The sequence below is a fragment of the Halorubrum pallidum genome (genome assembly GCF_055380345.1).
In genome coordinates, this window is record NZ_AP043945.1 from 904,250 (window position 1) to 922,727 (window position 18,478).

The 18,478-nt window shown below is 68.1% G+C and carries 20 protein-coding genes; 12 read left to right on the forward strand and 8 right to left on the reverse strand.

Annotation, left to right across the window (positions count from 1 at the left end):
* The first annotated feature begins 37 nt into the window (after positions 1-37).
* The 3 genes from ACZ45C_RS06250 (at position 38) to ACZ45C_RS06260 (ending at position 2,534) form a co-directional block, all read left to right on the forward strand.
* Complete coding sequence (locus ACZ45C_RS06250; protein WP_460560114.1) at positions 38-310, forward strand: DUF3311 domain-containing protein; 273 nt, start codon at positions 38-40, stop codon at positions 308-310.
* The gene (locus ACZ45C_RS06255; protein WP_460560112.1) at positions 307-1,791 is read left to right on the forward strand and encodes a sodium:solute symporter family protein; all 1,485 of its coding nucleotides are present in this window, start codon (positions 307-309) and stop codon (positions 1,789-1,791) included. Before ACZ45C_RS06250 ends, ACZ45C_RS06255 begins: the two co-directional genes overlap by 4 nt.
* Before the next feature lie 104 nt (positions 1,792-1,895).
* Positions 1,896-2,534, forward strand: coding sequence for a non-canonical purine NTP pyrophosphatase (locus tag ACZ45C_RS06260; RefSeq protein ID WP_460560110.1), 639 nt, complete (start codon positions 1,896-1,898; stop codon positions 2,532-2,534).
* A 69-nt stretch (positions 2,535-2,603) separates the two neighbouring features.
* Here ACZ45C_RS06260 and ACZ45C_RS06265 read toward each other — a convergent pair whose 3' ends face one another.
* Positions 2,604-2,879 carry a PadR family transcriptional regulator gene (locus tag ACZ45C_RS06265; protein WP_256417313.1) on the reverse strand — a complete coding sequence of 92 codons (276 nt, stop codon included), beginning with the start codon at positions 2,877-2,879 and terminating at the stop codon, positions 2,604-2,606.
* Positions 2,880-3,393: 514 nt separating this feature from the next.
* Here ACZ45C_RS06265 and priS point away from each other — a divergent pair.
* From priS to ACZ45C_RS06280, 3 genes are read left to right on the forward strand one after another with little or no spacing between them, the layout of a single operon-like run.
* Complete coding sequence (gene priS / locus ACZ45C_RS06270; protein ID WP_460560108.1) at positions 3,394-4,557, forward strand: DNA primase small subunit PriS; 1,164 nt, start codon at positions 3,394-3,396, stop codon at positions 4,555-4,557.
* Positions 4,554-5,678 (forward strand): DNA replication complex subunit Gins51, encoded by a 1,125-nt coding sequence (locus ACZ45C_RS06275; protein ID WP_460560106.1) that lies wholly within the window; start codon positions 4,554-4,556, stop codon positions 5,676-5,678. Before priS ends, ACZ45C_RS06275 begins: the two co-directional genes overlap by 4 nt.
* Positions 5,679-5,723: 45 nt before the next feature.
* Positions 5,724-6,968, forward strand: coding sequence for an MBL fold metallo-hydrolase (locus tag ACZ45C_RS06280; protein ID WP_460560104.1), 1,245 nt, complete (start codon positions 5,724-5,726; stop codon positions 6,966-6,968).
* Positions 6,969-6,987: 19 nt separating this feature from the next.
* On the opposite strand, the gene ACZ45C_RS06285 is transcribed toward ACZ45C_RS06280, so the two are convergent.
* Complete coding sequence (locus ACZ45C_RS06285; RefSeq protein ID WP_460560102.1) at positions 6,988-7,245, reverse strand: hypothetical protein; 258 nt, start codon at positions 7,243-7,245, stop codon at positions 6,988-6,990.
* A gap of 130 nt (positions 7,246-7,375) precedes the next feature.
* Here ACZ45C_RS06285 and ACZ45C_RS06290 point away from each other — a divergent pair, with 130 nt between their 5' ends.
* Complete coding sequence (locus ACZ45C_RS06290) at positions 7,376-8,173, forward strand: inositol monophosphatase family protein (protein ID WP_460560100.1); 798 nt, start codon at positions 7,376-7,378, stop codon at positions 8,171-8,173.
* A gap of 53 nt (positions 8,174-8,226) precedes the next feature.
* Here ACZ45C_RS06290 and ACZ45C_RS06295 read toward each other — a convergent pair whose 3' ends face one another.
* Positions 8,227-9,414: a hypothetical protein gene (locus ACZ45C_RS06295; RefSeq protein WP_460560098.1), complete on the reverse strand. Its 1,188-nt coding sequence runs from the start codon at positions 9,412-9,414 to the stop codon at positions 8,227-8,229.
* A 285-nt stretch (positions 9,415-9,699) separates the two neighbouring features.
* Here ACZ45C_RS06295 and ACZ45C_RS06300 point away from each other — a divergent pair, with 285 nt between their 5' ends.
* Entirely contained in the window at positions 9,700-9,921 is a 222-nt protein-coding gene (locus tag ACZ45C_RS06300; RefSeq protein ID WP_460560096.1) for a DUF8028 family protein, read from the forward strand.
* A 184-nt stretch (positions 9,922-10,105) separates the two neighbouring features.
* Entirely contained in the window at positions 10,106-11,764 is a 1,659-nt protein-coding gene (locus ACZ45C_RS06305; RefSeq protein ID WP_460560094.1) for a DUF255 domain-containing protein, read from the forward strand.
* Positions 11,765-11,792: 28 nt separating this feature from the next.
* Here the strand turns inward: ACZ45C_RS06305 and mptA are convergent, their stop codons facing one another.
* The gene (gene mptA, locus ACZ45C_RS06310) at positions 11,793-12,722 is read right to left on the reverse strand and encodes a GTP cyclohydrolase MptA (protein ID WP_460560092.1); all 930 of its coding nucleotides are present in this window, start codon (positions 12,720-12,722) and stop codon (positions 11,793-11,795) included.
* A gap of 279 nt (positions 12,723-13,001) precedes the next feature.
* Between mptA and ACZ45C_RS06315 the strand changes: the two genes are divergently transcribed.
* Together ACZ45C_RS06315 and ACZ45C_RS06320 are read left to right on the forward strand one after the other, a co-directional pair.
* Positions 13,002-13,295: a 50S ribosomal protein L21e gene (locus ACZ45C_RS06315; RefSeq protein WP_460560090.1), complete on the forward strand. Its 294-nt coding sequence runs from the start codon at positions 13,002-13,004 to the stop codon at positions 13,293-13,295.
* A gap of 1 nt (position 13,296) precedes the next feature.
* Positions 13,297-13,653 carry an RNA polymerase Rpb4 family protein gene (locus tag ACZ45C_RS06320; RefSeq protein WP_137783277.1) on the forward strand — a complete coding sequence of 119 codons (357 nt, stop codon included), beginning with the start codon at positions 13,297-13,299 and terminating at the stop codon, positions 13,651-13,653.
* 117 nt (positions 13,654-13,770) lie between these two features.
* Here ACZ45C_RS06320 and ACZ45C_RS06325 read toward each other — a convergent pair whose 3' ends face one another.
* The 4 genes from ACZ45C_RS06325 to ACZ45C_RS06340 all read right to left on the reverse strand — a co-directional run bounded on the left by ACZ45C_RS06325 (position 13,771) and on the right by ACZ45C_RS06340 (position 17,750).
* On the reverse strand, positions 13,771-14,535 hold the full coding sequence (locus ACZ45C_RS06325) for an amino acid ABC transporter ATP-binding protein (protein ID WP_460560088.1): 765 nt from the start codon (positions 14,533-14,535) through the stop codon (positions 13,771-13,773).
* Complete coding sequence (locus ACZ45C_RS06330) at positions 14,535-15,251, reverse strand: ABC transporter permease (protein WP_460560086.1); 717 nt, start codon at positions 15,249-15,251, stop codon at positions 14,535-14,537. Before ACZ45C_RS06330 ends, ACZ45C_RS06325 begins: the two co-directional genes overlap by 1 nt.
* Positions 15,252-15,253: 2 nt before the next feature.
* Positions 15,254-16,240 carry an ABC transporter substrate-binding protein gene (locus ACZ45C_RS06335; protein ID WP_460560084.1) on the reverse strand — a complete coding sequence of 329 codons (987 nt, stop codon included), beginning with the start codon at positions 16,238-16,240 and terminating at the stop codon, positions 15,254-15,256.
* Positions 16,241-16,511: 271 nt separating this feature from the next.
* Complete coding sequence (locus ACZ45C_RS06340; RefSeq protein ID WP_460560082.1) at positions 16,512-17,750, reverse strand: mandelate racemase/muconate lactonizing enzyme family protein; 1,239 nt, start codon at positions 17,748-17,750, stop codon at positions 16,512-16,514.
* A 223-nt stretch (positions 17,751-17,973) separates the two neighbouring features.
* Between ACZ45C_RS06340 and ACZ45C_RS06345 the strand changes: the two genes are divergently transcribed.
* The gene (locus tag ACZ45C_RS06345) at positions 17,974-18,444 is read left to right on the forward strand and encodes a TRAM domain-containing protein (RefSeq protein WP_460560080.1); all 471 of its coding nucleotides are present in this window, start codon (positions 17,974-17,976) and stop codon (positions 18,442-18,444) included.
* The last annotated feature ends 34 nt before the right edge of the window (positions 18,445-18,478 follow it).

Below are 18,478 nucleotides of genomic sequence, written 5' to 3' on the forward strand. Positions count from 1 at the left end.
AGTAGAATTTATGCATATAGAGACAACATCGATCGATATGGGACGGACTCGCAGAGATCTCGTGTGGATACCGACGTTCGCTGTACTCGTCGCCTTCGCCGTGCCGTGGCCGCTGTGGGGCATCGATCTGACCGTCGCCGGGCTTCCGGTGTGGATCTGGTGGCATATCGGGTGGTTAGGACTCTGTACGGTGCTGTTCACCCGATTCGTCCGGAGCGGGGCGTGGGAACGCGGGATGGGACGCCGAACGGCGTCGAACGCGACCGCCGGCCGAGGGGACGGACGCGCCGGCCGAGGTGACGAGCCGTGACCCTCGGCCTCTCTCTCGGGGTGATCGTCGGGTATCTCGTGATCGCACTGCTCGTCGGACTCGTCGCGTACCGAGTTTCCGAGACGACTGCGGAGGACTACTACCTCGCGAACCGCTCGATAGGGACCGCTGTCCTGTTGTTCACTACGTTCGCCACGCTGTTGTCGGCGTTCACCTTCTTCGGCGGACCCAACCTCGCGTTCGCCGCCGGGCCGGAGTGGGTGATCGTGATGGGCACGCTCGACGGCGTGTTGTTCGCGGTGCTGTGGTACGTCATCGGGTACAAGCAGTGGCTGATCGGCGACCGGCACGGGTACGTCACGCTCGGGGAGATGCTCGGCGACCGGTTCGGATCGACCGGACTCAGGGTCCTCGTCGCGAGCGTGAGCCTCCTGTGGCTGTTTCCGTACGTCATGCTCCAGCAGATGGGGGCGGGCGAGGCGCTCGTCGGGCTGACCGGCGGCGTGGTCCCCTATTGGGGCGGCGCGGCGCTCGTCACCACCTTCATGATCCTGTACGTCGCGCTCGCCGGGATGCGCGGCGTCGCGTGGACGGACACGATCCAGGGGCTGTTCATGCTCTCGGTCGTGTGGATCGCGGCCGTCTGGATCGTGTCGGCCGTCGGCGGCGTCGGCGCGGCGACCGGCGCGATGCTCGACGCGAGACCCGAGTTCGGGAGCTTCGGCGGCGGGACCTACACGCCGGGGTTCATCATCTCCTCGGCGATCACCATCGCGTTCGGCGTGACGATGTTCCCGCAGATCAACCAGCGGTTCTTCGTCGCGGATTCGGGTGAAACCCTGAAGCGGTCGTTCGCGCTCTGGCCCGTGCTCGTCCTCCTGCTGTTCGTCCCCGCGTTCATGATCGGCGCGTGGGCCGCCGGGATGCCGATCGACGTGCCCGACGGCGCGAACGTGCTCCCGGTCGTGTTGAACGAGTACACGCCCGCGTGGTTCGCGGCGCTCGTGGTCGCCGGCGCGATGGCCGCGATGATGTCCTCGTCCGACTCGATGCTGCTCTCGGGGTCGTCGTACTTCACCCGCGACTGCTACCGACCCGCGATCAACGCCGAGGCGTCCGAGCGCCGCGAGGCGTGGATCGCGCGGATCGGTGTCGCCGCCTTCGCGCTGCTCGCGTTCGTCGCGAGTCTGTTCCGGCCCGGCACGCTGATCGAGGTCGGCGACACCGCCTTCTCCGGGTTCGCGCTGCTCGCGCTCCCCGTGATCTGCGCGCTCTACTGGCCGCGGACCACCCGGACCGGGATGATCGTCGGGGTGCTCGTCCCGCAGGTCGCGTACCTCGCGGTGGTCCTGTCGGCTGTCGTCGGGTTCGTCCCGACGCTGCCGCGGACCGTCGCGGGCGGCTGGGACGTGGCGCTCGGGCTGATGGCGCTGTCCGCGGCCCTCACCGTCGGCGTCTCGCTCGTGACGGGGCCGACCGCCGAGAGCGACGCCTCGCGATTCGCCGTCGCGAGCGACTGAGCCCCCCTCGGGTCGGCGTCGCTCGGCGGAGAGCGACTGTTCGACCGGCGACTGACCGCCCGGCGACCGACGGCTATTCCTCGTCGCCGGTCTCACCGACAGCCGTGCTCAGATACGTCACGACGAACCCGGGGAAAGTGCGCGAGGCGGAACAGTACCTGACTGACGGCTCCGTCAGCCAGCTCGAGTTCGACTACGCGGAGGTACAGGCCGACGAGCTGGCTCCCATCGCGGCGCGCGGCGCGCGGGAGGCGTACCGACACGCGGGCGAGCCGGTCCTCGTCGACGACGCGGGGCTGTTCATCGACGGGCTCGACGGTTTTCCCGGCCCCTACTCCGCGTACGTCGAGGGCACGCTCGGCGTCGAGCGCGTCCACGAGATCGCCGCCGACCTCGACGACCGCCGGGCGGCGTTCCGCTGTACGCTTGGCTACTGCGACGGCGAGGCGTTCGCCGCGAGCCCCGACCCAGTCGACCGAGCCGACCGCGACGCGGCCGCGGCAACGGGGCCGAAATCCGATGACGGCGAATCGAGATCGGCCGAGGCGCTGCCGGTCAAGCTGTTCGAGGGATACGTGCCGGGACGCATCGTCGCTCCCCGCGGTGACGGCGGGTTCGGATACGACCCGATCTTCGAACACGACGGCGAGACGTTCGCCGAGATGGAGACGGAGCGGAAGAACGCGGTCTCCCACCGCGGTCGGGCTCTCGAGAAGTTCGCGGAGTGGTACGCGGACCAGTAGCTCACGGTCGAGTGGTGGCTCACGTCGGCTATCGCTCGTCCCGAGAAGAGCGGTGCCGTGCCGGCGGCGTCAGTGTTCGATGTACTGCGTCTCCCATTCCGTCCGCGCGTCGATTTCGCGTTGCCCGCGCCGCGTCAGCGTGTAGTAGTTCGTCCGCCGGTCGCGCTGGCCCTTCTCGACGAGCCCCTTCTCGACGAGCGTGTCGAGGTTCGGGTAGAGCCGCCCGTGGTGGATCTCCTTTTCGTAGTAGTCTTCGAGTTCGTCTTTGATCGCGAGTCCGTGCGGTTCGTCGAGCCCGGCGATCACGTAGAGCAGGTCACGCTGAAAACCTGTGAGGTCGTACATACAACTGTTCACACGTTCAGTTTGTGAACAAATAAATATATCGTTATAATTAGACTCTATTGCCGCTATCACCCCCGGTTACCCCGCTATTCCACGACATCGGATATATCAGAATAACAACTACCGTTCGCAGTGAGGTCATCGATATCGGATCCACCATCATTCTTACAGTTTGATATGACTCCGGAATGTGTCCTACGTACAGCTCTCGATATCGCGAGTCTTCGGCAGAAAGAGACGCGTCCGACGCGGAAAAAAGCCGCGTCGGACGCGTCGTTGGTCCCCGCTGACGCTTCGGCCCTCCAGACGAAGCGTCACCCGACGGTAACGGACACGGCTTGATAAACCTGACGAGCACGCGCCACAGGTGTTTCTCCACTCACACGTCCGCGACACCGAACGTGTGTCGGGACCGGATACAGTTCGACGAGGAGGCACGGACAGACCGGATTTCAGTGGTCGACCGCCGCGAACGGTAACGTCTATACGTCGACCGCGGGTACAACGCGAGAGGATGGACGATCGGACGCGCGAGTATCTGGAGGGTCGGTTCGGCGACTACTATCGCCGCGCCTCACCCGTGCTTCCCCCGGACGCGAACCTCCGCGAGTGGGGACACATCCCGTGGACGCGGGGATCGGGGACGACGATGGTTCGGCACCAGTCGCTTTTTGACCTCGGCGACGTCGACACCTTCTTCGCAGACAACGCGCCCCGACACGCGTACTTCTCGGCCGCCCGCTACGACGATCCGGGCGCGTCGACGATGTCGAAGAAGGGATGGCGCTCGGCGGATCTCGTCTTCGACCTCGACGCCGACCACCTCCCGGGCGTCGACCCGGAGGCGACGAGCTATCCCGAGATGCTGGCCGAGTGCAAGGACGCCCTCTGGCGGCTGCTCGACTTTCTGGAGAACGACTTCGCGTTCGACGACTGCACCGTCGTCTTCTCGGGGGGACGGGGGTACCACGTCCACGTCCGCGACGAGAGCGTCCGAGACTTGGACAGCGAGGCGCGCCGCGAGATCGTCGACTACGTCCGCGCGATCGATCTCGACACGGAGGGACTGATCCGAACGGTCTCCGAGCGCGGCACGACGAAGCGCGTGCTCCGCACGGAGGGTGGGTGGGGCGCTCGCGTCCACGAGGCGCTCGTCGAGTACGCGGACGACCTCCGCGACATGGACGCCGAGGCCGCCCGCGAGCGGCTGATGGAACTCGACGGGATCGGCGAGGGACGCGCGGAGACGATCCTCGGGGCGTTCGAGCGCAACCCGACCGCGGTCCGCGAGGGCAACGTCGAGGCCGGCGGGCCGGGCGTGCGCCGGCTCGTCTCCGCGCTCGCCGCGCGCGTGACCGCGACCGACACCGCCCCGATCGACGAGCCGGTCACCACGGACACCAGGCGGCTCATCCGGCTTCCGGGGACGCTCCACGGGGGATCCGGTCTCGTCGTCACACCGATCGACCGCGCGGACCTCGACGCGTTCGAACCGCTGCGGGACGCGGTTCCGGACCGGTTCGTCGGCCGCGACATACGGATCGAGAGCGACGTGGAACGGACGGTAGAACTAAACGGCGAGAGGGTGTTAGTCGAATCCGGTAGAGACACCGTGCCCGAGTTCGCTGGGGTCTTCCTGATGGCCCGCGGCGAGGCGCGGAAAGCCCCCGAACGATGAATCTCGACGAACTCAGATCGGCGCAGGCCAAGGAACGCCGCAAGGACAGCCTCCAGCACCTTCGGGACTCCTTTTACGACGACGTGGCTGCGTACGTCGCCGACCTGCGCGCGGCCCGCGACCGGCGCGCGGAGCAGGTGGACAAGCCGTTCTCCGACGACGACGTGCGTCGGATGTCCGACGAGGTCGAGACGGCGGAGGAAGTCGCCGAGGCCCTGTACGAGCGCCGCGTCGGCAAGGTCGTCAAGATCGCCTCCTTCGCGGCGGCCGACATGCCCGTCGAAGACGAGGGGATGACCACGGAGGAACGCGAACTGTTCGACGACCTCGTTGACCGGATCGGCGAGAACAAGTCCCGAGTGCTCGACGTGCTCTCCGGCGACGCGCCGCCGTCGTCCGATCCGGATGCGACGGCGCAATCCGCGGATTCGGATCGATCGACGTCGGATGTGAGCGAGGCGACACCGGACTCCGTCGAGGCGACGTCCGATTCCGGTTCCCCGTCCGCCGACGCCGACCACAGCGCCCTCGCGGGCGCGATGGGCGGCTCGGAGCCCGACGAGGCCGGCGGCTCACCGCTTGACGACGGCGATGCGGTGGACCTCGATGAGCCCGGTGACGCGCTCCCCGAGGACACCGTCGACGCCCTCGCCGACTCCGCCCCCGAAGCGACGACCGCAGATGAGGGCGACGGGGCGCCGGCCGGAGCGACGGGCGATACCGCTGAGAGCGGTGCGGCCCGTGACGACGCGCGCCGGGAAGCGACGACCGACGGCTCCGGAGACCCGACCGCGTCGGCGGGAGCGACCGAGGTGCCGCCGGAGCCCGCGCCGCCGGGAGCGCCGGGCGTGAAGGAGTCGGGTGTCGCCGGCCAGAGCGGGTCCGACGGCGACGCGGAGAGCGACACGTCACCCACCGGCGAGGGCGATCCCGACGGGGCCGCCGCGTCCGGTCCGGCGGCGCGCGACGACCGCACCACGGTCAAGATCACCCGCGATGTCGGTGCGATCCTCGGCGTCGACGACCGGGAGTACGAGCTCGCGAGCGAGGACGTCGTGACGCTGCCGGCGGAGAACGCGGACCCACTCGTCCGGCGCGACGCCGCAGAGCGACTGGAGTGACACCGACCGACGGACACTAACGCCGGGAGCGACTACGCCTCCGCGATGGAGATCGAGTTTCTCGGCGGAGCCCGCGAGGTCGGTCGGAGCGCCGTCCTCGTCGACGACGCCCTCCTGCTCGATTACGGCCTGTTGACTGGCGACCCCCCGCAGTACCCGATCCGCGATCCCGAACCCGACGCGGTCGTGGTCTCGCACGGCCACCTCGACCACGTCGGTGCCGTGCCGGCGCTGTTGAAGGGATCGCGTCGACCGACGATACACTGGACGCCGCCGACCGCGGAACTCGCGCGGACCCTCGCCCGCGACACGCTCAAACTCCACGGGAACAGTCCGCTGTGCCCCTTCTCCGCGGAGCACGTTGCGCGCCTCGGCGAGGTCGAGGAGCGGCACGGCTACGGGGAGCCGTTCGTCGTCGCGGCCGGCGGCCGCGAGTACGCGGTGACGCTGTTCGACGCGGGTCACATCCCCGGCTCCGCACACGTGCTCGTGGACAGCGGGGACACTCGCCTCCTGTACACCGGCGACTTCCACACCGACGACCAGCGGCTGGTGTCGGGGACGACCGCGCGGCCCGACGCCGACGTCGTGGTCTGCGAGTCGACGTACGCTGACGTGCGTCACGAGGACCGGCGCGCGGTCGAAGAGCGCTGGGCCGAGCGCGTGCGAACGACGATCTGGGAGGGGGGCACGGTCGTCGCGCCCGCGTTCGCCATCGGACGGACACAGGAGATGATGCTCGTCGCCGCCAACGCCGACCTACAGCCGTACGTCGACGGGATGGGCGTGGGCGTAACGGAGATGCTCCGGCAGTACCCGACGTTCCTGCGCGACCCCGAGGCGTTCCGTCGGGCGACGAGTGGGGCCCGGTTCGTGACGGGCCGAGACGGTCAGCGTGAGCGGATCGCCGACGACAACGAACTGATCGTCACCACGTCGGGGATGCTCGCCGGCGGTCCGGTCCACTCGTATCTCCCCGTGATCCGCGGAAACCCGACGAATGCGGTTACGCTGACCGGCTATCAGGTGGAGGGAACTCCCGGCCGCGAGCTACAGGACCGCGGTCGGATGGAGATAAACCGTCGGGTGCGGCCCGTGAGCGCGACCGTCGAGTCGTACGACTTCTCCGCGCACGCGGACCGAGACGGGCTGGAGTCGTTCCTCGACGACTACGCCGACGCGCGGGTGGTGATCGTCCACGGCGACCGCTGTGAGTCGTTCGCTGCGGACCTGAAAAAGACGGGGTTCGACGCGAGCGCGCCGGAACTCGGGGACCGTATCGACGTGTGAGACGGCGGCCGCGGTCGGATCAGGCCCCGCCGTCGGTGTACGCCCAGTCGTCGAGCACGCGCTCTGCGGCCGCGTTCGCCTCGGCCGGGCTGGGACAGCAGCCGTCGACGACTTCCTCCGAGAGCGTCCCCGCGAGCGCGTAGACGGCGGCTCCGTCCGCGCGGTCGGCGACGCGCTCGAACGTCGGCCGGTACCCGGCGGCGGCGCGCTGTCCGGTCTCGTCGAGCGAGGCGTCGATGGCGTATTCGAGCTGACGGACCGCTTCCTCTGGTTCCATACCCGTTGTTTCCCGCCCGGTTCACTTAAAGGTACTCTGATTCGGAATCGAGTTAATACCGGCGGGAGTGCGGGATATCACGACATCTCGCGATCGACGCGCATACGCGTCGCGAGCGCGGAGTACCGGTATGACAGATGCAGACGAGCGCGCCGCCGTCGCGGAGCGCGCGGCGCGGGCCGGCGCACGGGTCGCACACGAACGGTTCCGGAGCGGCATCGAGGTCGAGACGAAAGGCGAGACCGACGTGGTGACGGAGGCCGATCGCGCGGCCCAGCGAACCGTGATCGCGGAGATTCAAGAGTCCTTCCCCGACGACGCGATCGTCGGCGAGGAGGAGGACGAACGCAAGACGGTGCCCGACGCGGGTGCCGCGTGGGTGATCGATCCGATCGACGGCACGGACAACTACGTCAGGGACATCCACGTGTGGGGAACGGCGGTCGCGGCGGTCGTCGACGGCGAACCCGTCGCGGCCGCAGTCGTCGCGCCCGCACTCGACGACGTCTACACCGCCAACGCCGACGGCGCGTACCGCAACGGCGAGCCGATCGCGGTGAGCGACGTGAGCGACACGCGACGGAGCACCGTCGCACCGACGCTGTGGTGGGACTTCGACGCCCGCGACGAGTACGCGGCGGCCTGCGAGGCGATCGTCGAACGCTTCGGCGACATGCGCCGGCTCGGTTCGGCGCAGCTCACGCTCTCGACGGTCGCCGCCGGCGGGCTCGAAGGGGTCGTCTCGAACCTGCGCGCGAATCCGTGGGACTCCGTCGCCGGCGTGTTCATCGTCCGACGAGCCGGCGGCCGCGCCACGGATCTCTCCGGGGACCGCTGGCGACACGATTCGACCGGACTGGTGGTCTCGAACGGTCACCTCCACGACGAGGTGCTCGCGGCCGCGAGAGCGATCGACGAGTCGACGTGACTGGATCGAGGTGACTGGATCGGCATGGCCGCACCGTCGTCGCACGCGATCGGTCAGCCGACGTAGTCGAACGCGACCGCGAGGTCGTCGCCGCCCCAGAACACGAACCGGTAGCGGCCGGGAACGAGATCGGGACAGACACGGAGGTCGTCGGCGTGTGGGCCACTCGCTGTCAGTCCCGACTCCGTCATCTCGAACTCCCACGTGAGCGTCTCGCCGGGGTCGACGCCGAGCGCCTCGTCGGTGTATCCGAACAGTCCCTCGCCGTCGGTCCCCCGGATCTCCGTCCACCCGCCCTCCGTGCGGAGTTCGAGGTTGTACTTGCCCTGATTGCCGACGTGCGTCGGGCGGTCGGAGACGTTCGTCAGTTCGATCCGGAACGAGTCACCGCGGGAGAGCGGGCCGTCGGGAGTCACGACCCGGAGCGCGAGCGGACCCGGAGCGCCGTCGGTGCCTCCCGCGCCGCTACCGTCGGCGTCGGATCCGTCATCGCCGTCAGTATCGTTTCCGTCTCCGCCGTCGAGACCCGCGCCGCCGCCCCAGTTGACCGCACCTTCGTACACCTGCGGGTGTCGCTCGAAGCCCTCGGTCGGGCAGTCGAACGAGGCGGGAATCGCATTCGGCTCGCCGCCCGGGCGGATGTCGCCGGGCAGCGCGTCAGGATCCATCACCCCGTCGGCGTCGCGTACGGTTCCCGTTTCGCCCCAGCCGTTGGTGACCTGCAACCGCACCGACTCCGGGCGGGGATCGGATTCGATCCGCACCATCGCGGCCGGGTAGGTGATCGCCTGTCCGCATCCCTCGTCCACCGCCGAGGTATCCTCGACCCGCGCGCTCGCGGTCAGGGTCCCGCCGTCGACGGCGACGTCGTCGAACGATATCTCGGAGTGGCACGTCGTCGGCCCGACCGATTCGACGTACACGACGACGGCGCGCTCGAAGTCGGTCTCCGAGACGAACGCCCGCGTCTCCTCGGGAGCGTCTTCGAACAGCCAGTTCGCGTCCCGCTCCGCCTCGATGAGCGTACAGAATCCGCGCCGCGATCTGCGGTCCCACGCCGGGCCAGAGAGCGGCGCTCCGACCCGTTGAACCGTCCGCTCGATCGGCTTTCGCGAGTCGCCGCCGTCGCTGTCGGTCCCGTCACCGTCGCCGTTTCCGTCTCCGCCCGCACAGCCGGCGATCGCGGCGGCCCCGCCCGCGGCGATGCCGCGGAGAGCCAGTCGACGCGTGATGTCGATCATGCCCGGTCCTACGGCGGGACCGGATAAGTGTCTCGCGTACGGACAAAGACCTCTCTGTGTCACTCTCCCGTCTTCTCGGATCGCTGCTTCGCGACCGCAGCGGACGAAATTCAGTCGACTCGGAACAGAGTCGAAACTGCGAGAAAAAGAGTGAGGTCGGTCGATAAACAATTAAACGCATTCTGAGGCCGTTTTGAAACGTCCGTGGATCTCCGGGAAATGAGGTGAAAATCCCCGAACCCTCGCCCGGCTATATGTGGATGCCCGTCGTACACCGAAGTGAGTATGTCAACCCCCGCTTCCACTCGCCTCACGTCCGGCCGGCACGTCGCTGGCCTGATGACCGGCACGGTGAAGGCGGTCGCCTTCTGGGCGGCCATCGCCATCCCGCTTACGTACCCCGCGCTGCTGTACATGGGGCTCAACGGGACGACCGGTCTGTGGTTCGTCGGACTGTTAGTCGCCAACGTCTTCGCGCTCGCGCTCGGTCACGATCACAAGCGCTGATCGACGGACGGCACGCGGTTGCAAGACGGACCGATCGACACGTCTCTGCCGCCCCTCCACACCCGTGCGTCTCCTCCGGCAGCCCCGGCGGACCGTCTGTCGACGCCAGCTGCAGTTGCCGGCCGGCTGACCGCGTGCCGACCCGTCTCGAAGCGCTTACCCACGGTCCGACCCGACTGCGCGTATGACCGACGAGACGCACGTCGAGTGGCGCGACTGGGGGTCCGAGGCGTTCGCCGAGGCCGACGACCGCGACTGCCCGGTACTGCTGTCGCTGTCCGCGACGTGGTGTGAGGGCTGTCACGAGATGGACGCGGTCACGTACGCCGAACCGCGGATCGCCGCCAACGTCAACGAGGGGTTCGTCCCCGTCCGCGTCGACGTCGACCGCCACCCGCGTGTGCGCGAGCGGTACAACATGGGGGGGTTCCCGACGACGGCCTTCCTCACGCCCGAGGGCGAACTGCTCACCGGTGCCGGCTACCTCGACGTCGACGGGATGCGGCAGGTGCTCGAATCCGTCAGGCAGATGTGGGCGGAGAAGGGGCGGTCGGCGGGGCGAGTCCCACGCGCGCTCGACGCCGATCTGCCGCCGCGCGGCGAGTTAACCGACGCCGTCGAGAGCCACCTCGCCGGGCAGCTGGAGGTAAAATACGACGAAGAGCACGCCGGCTGGGGCACCGACGCGAAGTTCCCGCTTCCGCGGACTGTCGAGTTCGCCCTGAAACGCGACCGCGACCGCGCCCTCCGCACGCTCGACGCGGTTCGCGACCACCTCGCGGACGAGGTCGCCGGCGGCTTCTTCCGGTTCGCGGGGACCCGCGACTGGGGCGACGTGGCCTACGAGAAGCCGCTCGACACGAACGCCGCGGTCACCCGCGCGTTCGCGAACGCCTACCTCTACACCGGCGACGACGCGTACCTCGACCCCGCGCTCGACGCCGTCTCCTTCCTCACGGACGACCTCTGGACCGGCTACGGCGTCGGCGGGAGCCTCGGTCCGGGGCTCGGTCGCGCCTACTACGCCGCCCCCGCCGAGGACCGTGCCGACCTCGACTCGCCGCGCCGCGACCTGACCGTCTTTGCCGGCGGTAACGCGCTGGCGGCCGACGCGCTGCTCGCCGTCGCCGCCTACACCGACGACGACCGCGCCCGCGAGTACGCCCACCGGATCCTCGACGGGCTCGAACGCGACCTGATCGACGCCGACTCCGGGGAAGTGACCCGCTACCGCGGCAGCGACGAGGTCGGCGAGTCGGACCTGCTCGGCGACACGGCCCACGTCGTGAGCGCGTACACCCGCGCGGCGGGCGTGCTCGGCGAGGGAGCGACCGTCGCCCGCGCGGTCGCGGACCGGGCGATCGACCGGCTCCACGTCGACGGCTCGTTCGTCGACGGTCCCCGATCGGGTGCGGGCCTGCTGGACCGGCCGTTCCGGCCGCTCGACGGGAATGTGGAGATGGCGACCGCACTTTCAGACCTCGCTGCGCTGACCGGCGACGACCGGTATCGATCGGTCGCCCGCGAGACCGCGGAGGCGTTCGCGGGAGCGACCGAGCGGCTCGGCGTCCAGGTCGCCGGCTACGGGAGCCTCGTCGGGCGACTCCTCCGCGGAACGACGGTGATCGCGGTCGGCGACGAGCCGGGAAGCGACCTCCACCGCGCCGCGTGGCGCGTCGCGGACCACGAGAAGGTCGTCGCGCCGAACGCCCACCGGGACGGAGCGCCCTCCCCCGAGGCGGTTCCCGAGGGCTCGGCGGTCGTCCTCGCCGGCGACACGGTCTCGGAGCCCGCAGAATCGCCGGACGCGCTGCTGAAGCGGGTGGCGGAGACCGCAGAGTAGACCGGACTCCTCCCCGCGACGGGGACGCCTACGCGACGTCCAGTTCGTCGCGGAGGTCGCCCATCCGAACCTCGCGTTCGGCGTGGGCGTTGTGCTGGTGGATCGACTCGTCGTTCGACTGTTTCATGTGAATGACTGCGTCGTCCGGGAGGTGGTCGAACTCGTCGACGGTCCCCTCGGCCAGCGCGCGGACGCAGTCCTCGACGAACTTCGCGTCGGCGTGCGCCTGATACGTCATGTGGTCCTCGTCGGGTCGCTTCGCCATGTTGTAGATGCGCGCGCTCATCGAGTCGCGAGCGACGTCGATCAGGTCGCGCAAGTCGATATCGGGATGGCCGTCGGTGGTCACCGTGAGGGTGGCGTGGCCGCGCTGAGAGTGGCCCGGCTGCGGGACGGCCTCCAAGAACTCCTCCGTGGTCTCCTCGTCGACGCCGAGTTCGGCGAGCTTCTCGCGAGCGCGGGACTCGCTCATCCCCTGTGAACAGGGACAGACGGTCATCCCCGTGACTTCCGCGCCGATCTCCTCTCGGGTCCCCGACTCCGTCGCGGTGGCGCTCGCGACGATCGTCGCCGTGCTCTGGGTCTCGATCCCGGACGCGGGCGTGTCCTCGCGAGTGACGAGTTCCGCCGACATCGACACTTCGGCGGTGGTGGTGTAGTCGTGCTTTTCGAGGAGCCGCTCGGCGGCGTCCCCACAGACCTCCTCGACGCGGTACGCCTCCTCACGGGTTATCTCTTCGAGGATCTCGTCGATGGTCGCGAGGTTTCGGGACATGTCGATCCCCTTGCGGCCGCTCGGAAGGTCGACGAACACCTCGAACTCGGCCATGAGGACGATGGGGCGGTCCCCGTTCCGCGAGATCTTGACGAGCTTCTCGACGCCGGTGACGCCGACCTGCGAGAGCCCGACCGTCACGTCGGGTGCCGACGCCTGTACGTCCGGCAGCTGATGACTCATTACGAACACGATAGGGAAGTCACGGGATTAGCCCTTTCGAAAGGGGTCTTCGAACGGTGGTATTCGCGGTTTCGAGAGCCGGTGTGTGCTGATACGTCCGGGGTAGATAGATGGGGAGACGCCCGGGGTAGATAGATGGGGAGACGCCCGGGGTGGATAGATGCGGAACGCCCGGGGTGGGTCGGAGACGAACGGACGCGCTATCCCGTGAGAGCGGCTCCCGATCGCGGACCGTAACGCACCATTTATAACCGCGGCAGCGGAACAACGCTCAAGACCATGCCGAGTTCCAATGGGCCCCAGAAGGCGACCCGCGACAAGCTCTCGAACAAACCCCGCGACCGCGGCACGTCGCCGCCGCAGCGAGCGATTCAGGAGTTCGAAGAGGGGACCCAGGTCCACCTCAAGATCGACCCGAGCGTCCAGAAGGGCCGCTTCCACCCGAGATTCGACGGCCGCACCGGAACGGTAACGGGCAAACAGGGCGCCGCGTTCAAAGTGGAGATCCCCGACGGTGGCAAGACGAAGACGCTCATCGTCCGAGCCGCCCACATGAGCGCGCAGCAGAACTGAGATGACGATATTCAAAGAGAAGGTTGACGAGGAGTACGTCACCACGTCGGAGGCGAAAGAGATCCTCGTCGAGATCGAAGCCGAGCGAGCGGAAGACGAGGACCGCGATCTCCGCTACGAACTCGCTCGCGCGATCGAGCACGTCAACCGGTTCGCCCACCTCGACGCTGACGAGTCCCGCGAACTCGTCGAGGAGTTGGCGGAGCTAGAACAGATCGACGTGCCGACCGCCGTGAAGATCGCCGACCTCCTGCCGGAGGACCGGACCGAACTGCGCTCGGTGTTCGCTCAGGAGCGCTACTCGCTCGACGGCGACGAACTCGACGACGTGCTCAACGTCGTCGCGAAGTACGCCTGATCCGGCGGCCCAACCGACTCGCAGACCGCCGCTCGTTTCTCTCGTTCGTCTCGGAACTGTCCCAACTGACGCCGATCGCTTTCGACTACACCGACGTTTCGCGAGACGATCGCCGGGTCAGTACACCAGTTCGCCGTCGATGAACTTCCGCGTGCGCTCGTCTGCGGGGTCCTCGAAGACGACCTCCGCCGGAGCCATCTCGGTGAGCCCCTGATCTAACAGCACCGCGACGCGGTCGGCGACGCGCCGCGCTTGGTGCATGTCGTGTGTGGCCACGACAACGCCGATCCCGCGGTCTCGCGCCGCCGCGATCGCCGATTCGATGACCGCGGTGTTTCGCGGATCGAGATCGGAGGTCGGCTCGTCGAGCAACAGGACGTCCGGGCGATACGCCAGCGCGCGGGCGAAGGAGACGCGCTGAGCCTCGCCGCCCGAGAGCGATCCCGCGTGTCGGTCCAGTGCGTCCGCGAGTCCGACCACGTCGAGCGACTCGCGGACCGCATCGGTGGTCGCGTCGGATCCGACGAACGACGCGATCCAGCGCCGGACCCGATCGGGCCACGGTCTGCGGACCCGGAGTCCGTACTCGACGTTGCGGGCGACGGACGCGTCGAAGAGGCTGGCCTCTTGAAAGACCATACCGACGCGTCGCCGCAACGAGAGCCGCGCCGACTCGTCTGCGCCCCAGGCGTCCGCGCCGTCGAGCGTGACGGTCCCCTCGTCCGGTTCGAGCGACAGCGCGAGCAGTCTGAGAAGCGTGGATTTCCCGACACCGGACGGCCCGATGACGGCGACGACCTCCCCGGCGTCGACGTCGATCGAGAGGTTTCGGAAGACGGGCTCGGAGCCGTACGACCGCGTCACGCCGGTCGCGCGGAGCATCAGCCCTGCACCCCCCGATCACCGAACCGAACGACCACGGCGTTGACCGTCAACACGAGCGCGACGAGCACGGCCCCGAGGACCATGGCCGTCTCGTACTGCCCCTGCCGGGCTTCGAGCTGGATTGCGGTCGTGAGCGTTCGCGTCTTCGAGACGCCGTCCGGGCCCGTGATGTTGCCGCCGACGATGAGCACGGATCCGACCTCGCTCACCGCGCGGCCGAACCCGGCCAAGACGGCCGTCGCGATGCCGTACCGCGCCTCCTTGACGACCACCAGCGCGACGTCGAAGCGGGTGCCGCCGAGCGCGCGCGCGGCGTCGCGAACGGTCTCGTCCACGCCGGTGACCGCCGCGAGGCTGATCGCCGTGATCGGCGGGGTCGCGAGCACGAACTGCGACATGATCATCGCCTGTTTGGTGAAGATGAGGTCGAGAGACCCGAGCGGCCCCTGATTCGAGACGGCGAACAGCACGATCAGTCCGACGACCACGCTCGGAAACCCCATGCCCGTGTTTATGACGGACTTCACGAACTGCTTTCCCGGGAAGTCGGCGAGACCCACGACGATGGCGACCGGGATGCTGAACAGCGTGCTCAACGCCACGGCCGCGAGGCTGACGTACAGCGAGACGTAGATGATACTGGAGACGTACCCCTCCCTGAACGGGAGGTCCAGAAGCGCCGGAACGAGCTGTGCGGTCGGTTCGATCGGCACGTTCACTCGTCCGCGGACTCGCTACTCCAGCCTTCCGGTACGTACTGTTGGAAGTCCGGGTCCTCCGAGACCGCCTCCGGGAAGAACAGCTGCTCCCCGTTGACCTGATACGACGAGATGGCGTCTTGCACGCCGGGGCTCGTGACCCAGCCGATGTAAGCCATCGCGAGGTCGTAGTTGGCGTTGTCGTGAACGCCGGGGTTGACCGCCATGATCCCGTAGGGGTTCGCGAGGATCTCCGGACCGTCCTCGATCGGTCCCTGCACCAGGATGACGAGGTCGATCTCCGACCGCTGGGAGATGAACGTCCCGCGGTCCGCGAGGGTGTACGCGCCCTGCTGGTTCGCGACGTTCAGCGCCTCGCCCATCCCGGTTCCGGTCTCCTGGTACCAGTCGCCGCCCGGGTCGGTGCCGGCGGCCTCCCAGAGGTTGAGTTCCTTGGTGTGGGTCCCGGAGTTGTCGCCGCGCGAGACGAACTGGGCTTCGGCCTCGGCGATGGCCGCGAGCGCCTCTGTCGCCGACTCCATCCCCTGAACGCCGGCCGGGTCGTCTTCGGGGCCGACGATCACGAAGTCGTTGAACATCAGGTCGCGGCGGTTGATCCCGTACCCGTTGCGCAGGAACTCGTCTTCGAGGCCGCGGGCGTGGACCATCACGACGTCGGCGTCGCCGTTGCGCGCCGATTCGAGGGCCGCACCCGTCCCCTGTGCGACCGCGTCGACGGACACGCCGTACATCTCCTCGAAGTCGGTGTGGATCTCGTCGAGCAGTCCCGTGTCGTAGGTGCTCGTGGTCGTCGTGAGCGTGAGCGTCTCGCCCGCGACGTCCGGTCCGCTTTCCCCGTCGCTGCCGCCCGTCCCGTCATCACCGTCGCTGCCGTCCGTGCCGTCTCCGCCGCCGGACCCTCCGTTCGACTGCGAACATCCCGCCGTGCTCGCGACCGCCCCAGCGCCGATCGCCGCGATGAGCTGCCGCCGTTGTATCGTCATGGACACACCGTTAGACTGATACTAAATATAGCTTCTGTTGGGCCGTCACAGCGTGCACCTACACGGTCTCGAACAGCGCTCTGGGTCGATCGATCGATAGTGATACCGACGCGACACCGCTGGCCGCGCTGCTCGCGCGGATCGGGCGTCGTCGAAAAGAGTGCTACCTGTCTGCCCGTTGCCGAGGTGACGTCGCGGCGCGGACGAGCACGGCGCCGCTGACTACGCTCAGTCGAACAACGCAGCGCTGCGCTCTGCTGGCTCGATCCGGCTACGCCGGATCGAACAGCTCCTCGCCGTCGACCATGTGCGCTTCGACGGCGTCCATGTCGAGCGTGACGCCGAGACCCGGCTCCTCGGGGATCTCGATGTAGCCGTCCTCGATGACGTCCTCCTCGACGAGATCCTCCCACCAGCCGAGTTCGTAGGAGTGGTACTCGATCGCGAGCGAGTTCGGAATCGACGTGCCGACGTGGGCGGCCGCCATCGTCGCCACCGGCGACGCGACGTTGTGCATCGCGACGGGCACGTAGTACTGATTCGCCACGTCCGCGATCTTCCGCGTCTCGCGCATGCCGCCGACCTTCGGGAGGTCGGGCGCGACGATGTCGACCGCTTGGTTCTCGATGAGCCGGCGGAGTTCGGTGACGCGGTAGCGGTTCTCTCCGACTGCGATCGGCGTGACCGTGTTTTTGGTCACTTCCTCCTGCACCTCGAGGTTCTCCGGCGGCACGGGGTCTTCGAGCCACCACACGTCGTACTCCTCGATGGCGTCGGCGAGCCGCTTCGCGGACCCGCCGGAAAACGTCCAGTGACAGTCGAAGGAGACGTCGGCCTTGTCCTTGACGCGCTCCGTGACCCGCTCGACGATCTCCGCCTTGTGTCGGATCTCGCCGGGTCGGAGGTGGCGGTTCGCGCGGTCCTTCTCGTGGCCCGAGGGCACGTCGAGGTCGAACTTCAGGGCATCGTAGCCGAGTTCGTCGACGACGCGCTCCGCCTCGTCGGCGCACGCTTCGGGGTCCGCCTCGTCTTCGGTGTGACAGTCGCAGTAGACGCGCATCCGGTCGCGGTACTTCCCGCCGAGCAGCTGGTAAGCGGGCACGTCGAGGATCTTGCCGGCGAGGTCGTGGAGCGCGACCTCGATCCCGGAGATCGCGGTGACGGTGACGCCCTCAACGGAGCCCTCGCCGGACATCTTCTGGATCAGGTGCTCGTAGAGCCGGTCGATGTCGAGCGGGTTCTCGCCGATCACGAACGGCTTCATGCGCTCGATCAGCTCCGGTACGCCGGCACCCCAGTACGCCTCGCCGGTCCCGACGACCCCCGAATCGGTGTACACGCGGACGAGCGTCCACGGGAAGTTCCCGTCGACCATGGTGGTCTGCACGTCCGTGATCTCGACGTCCCGGCCGCCGCCGCGCGACCCCGTAACGCCCATCGTTCCCGCGGAGAGTTCCCGCATCGTGTACTCCGCGTTCGGGTCGTGAAGCGACTCGTAGTTTCGGCTCATGGTCCAGTCGTTTATTCGAAACAGGGTAAATGTTTATGTTCGATCGTCGGGCCGGTCGTCTCAGACGCGCCCGTCGACGATGCTCGTCGACGGGGAGACGAAAACCGGCCGCCGATAGCGGACGCCGACCCCGGCTATCGTCGTCGTCCGTGTGGTTCGCCGCCGCGACTGAGCCGGACGCGAAGATAGGGAGTTTTTCAACCACGCGCCCGCAACGGGTTGCATGGTCGAGATCACCGATTCGCTGGCGTGTCTTTTCACCGGAGAGATCGAAGAGCGAGACGGCGAACACGTCGTCACGGTTCCATCGTCCGAAATCGAACACGGCACCCTCGAACCGGGCGAGTCGTATCGGGTCGCGCTGATCGCCCGCGAAACGACGGGATCGTCCGAGGCGGCCGCATCACAGACGGATTCGGGACGGGACACCGGCCGATCCCTCTCCGGGAACGGGGCGGGCCCGAACGCGCCGTCGGGGTCGTCCGCCGACACCGCGGCACACGGACCGCCGGTCTCGGAAGGTGACGTCCGCGAGGTGACGATCGAGACGCTCGGCGACAAGGGCGACGGGATCGCAAAGATCGAGCGGGGGTACGTCGTCATCGTCCCCGACTCCGAACCGGGCGATCAGCCGACGGTGGAGATCACGAGCGTCCGCGAGAACGTCTCGTTTGCCGACGTCGTCGACGAGTAGCGCGGTTGCGTCTCACTCCGGGGGAACTGCTCAC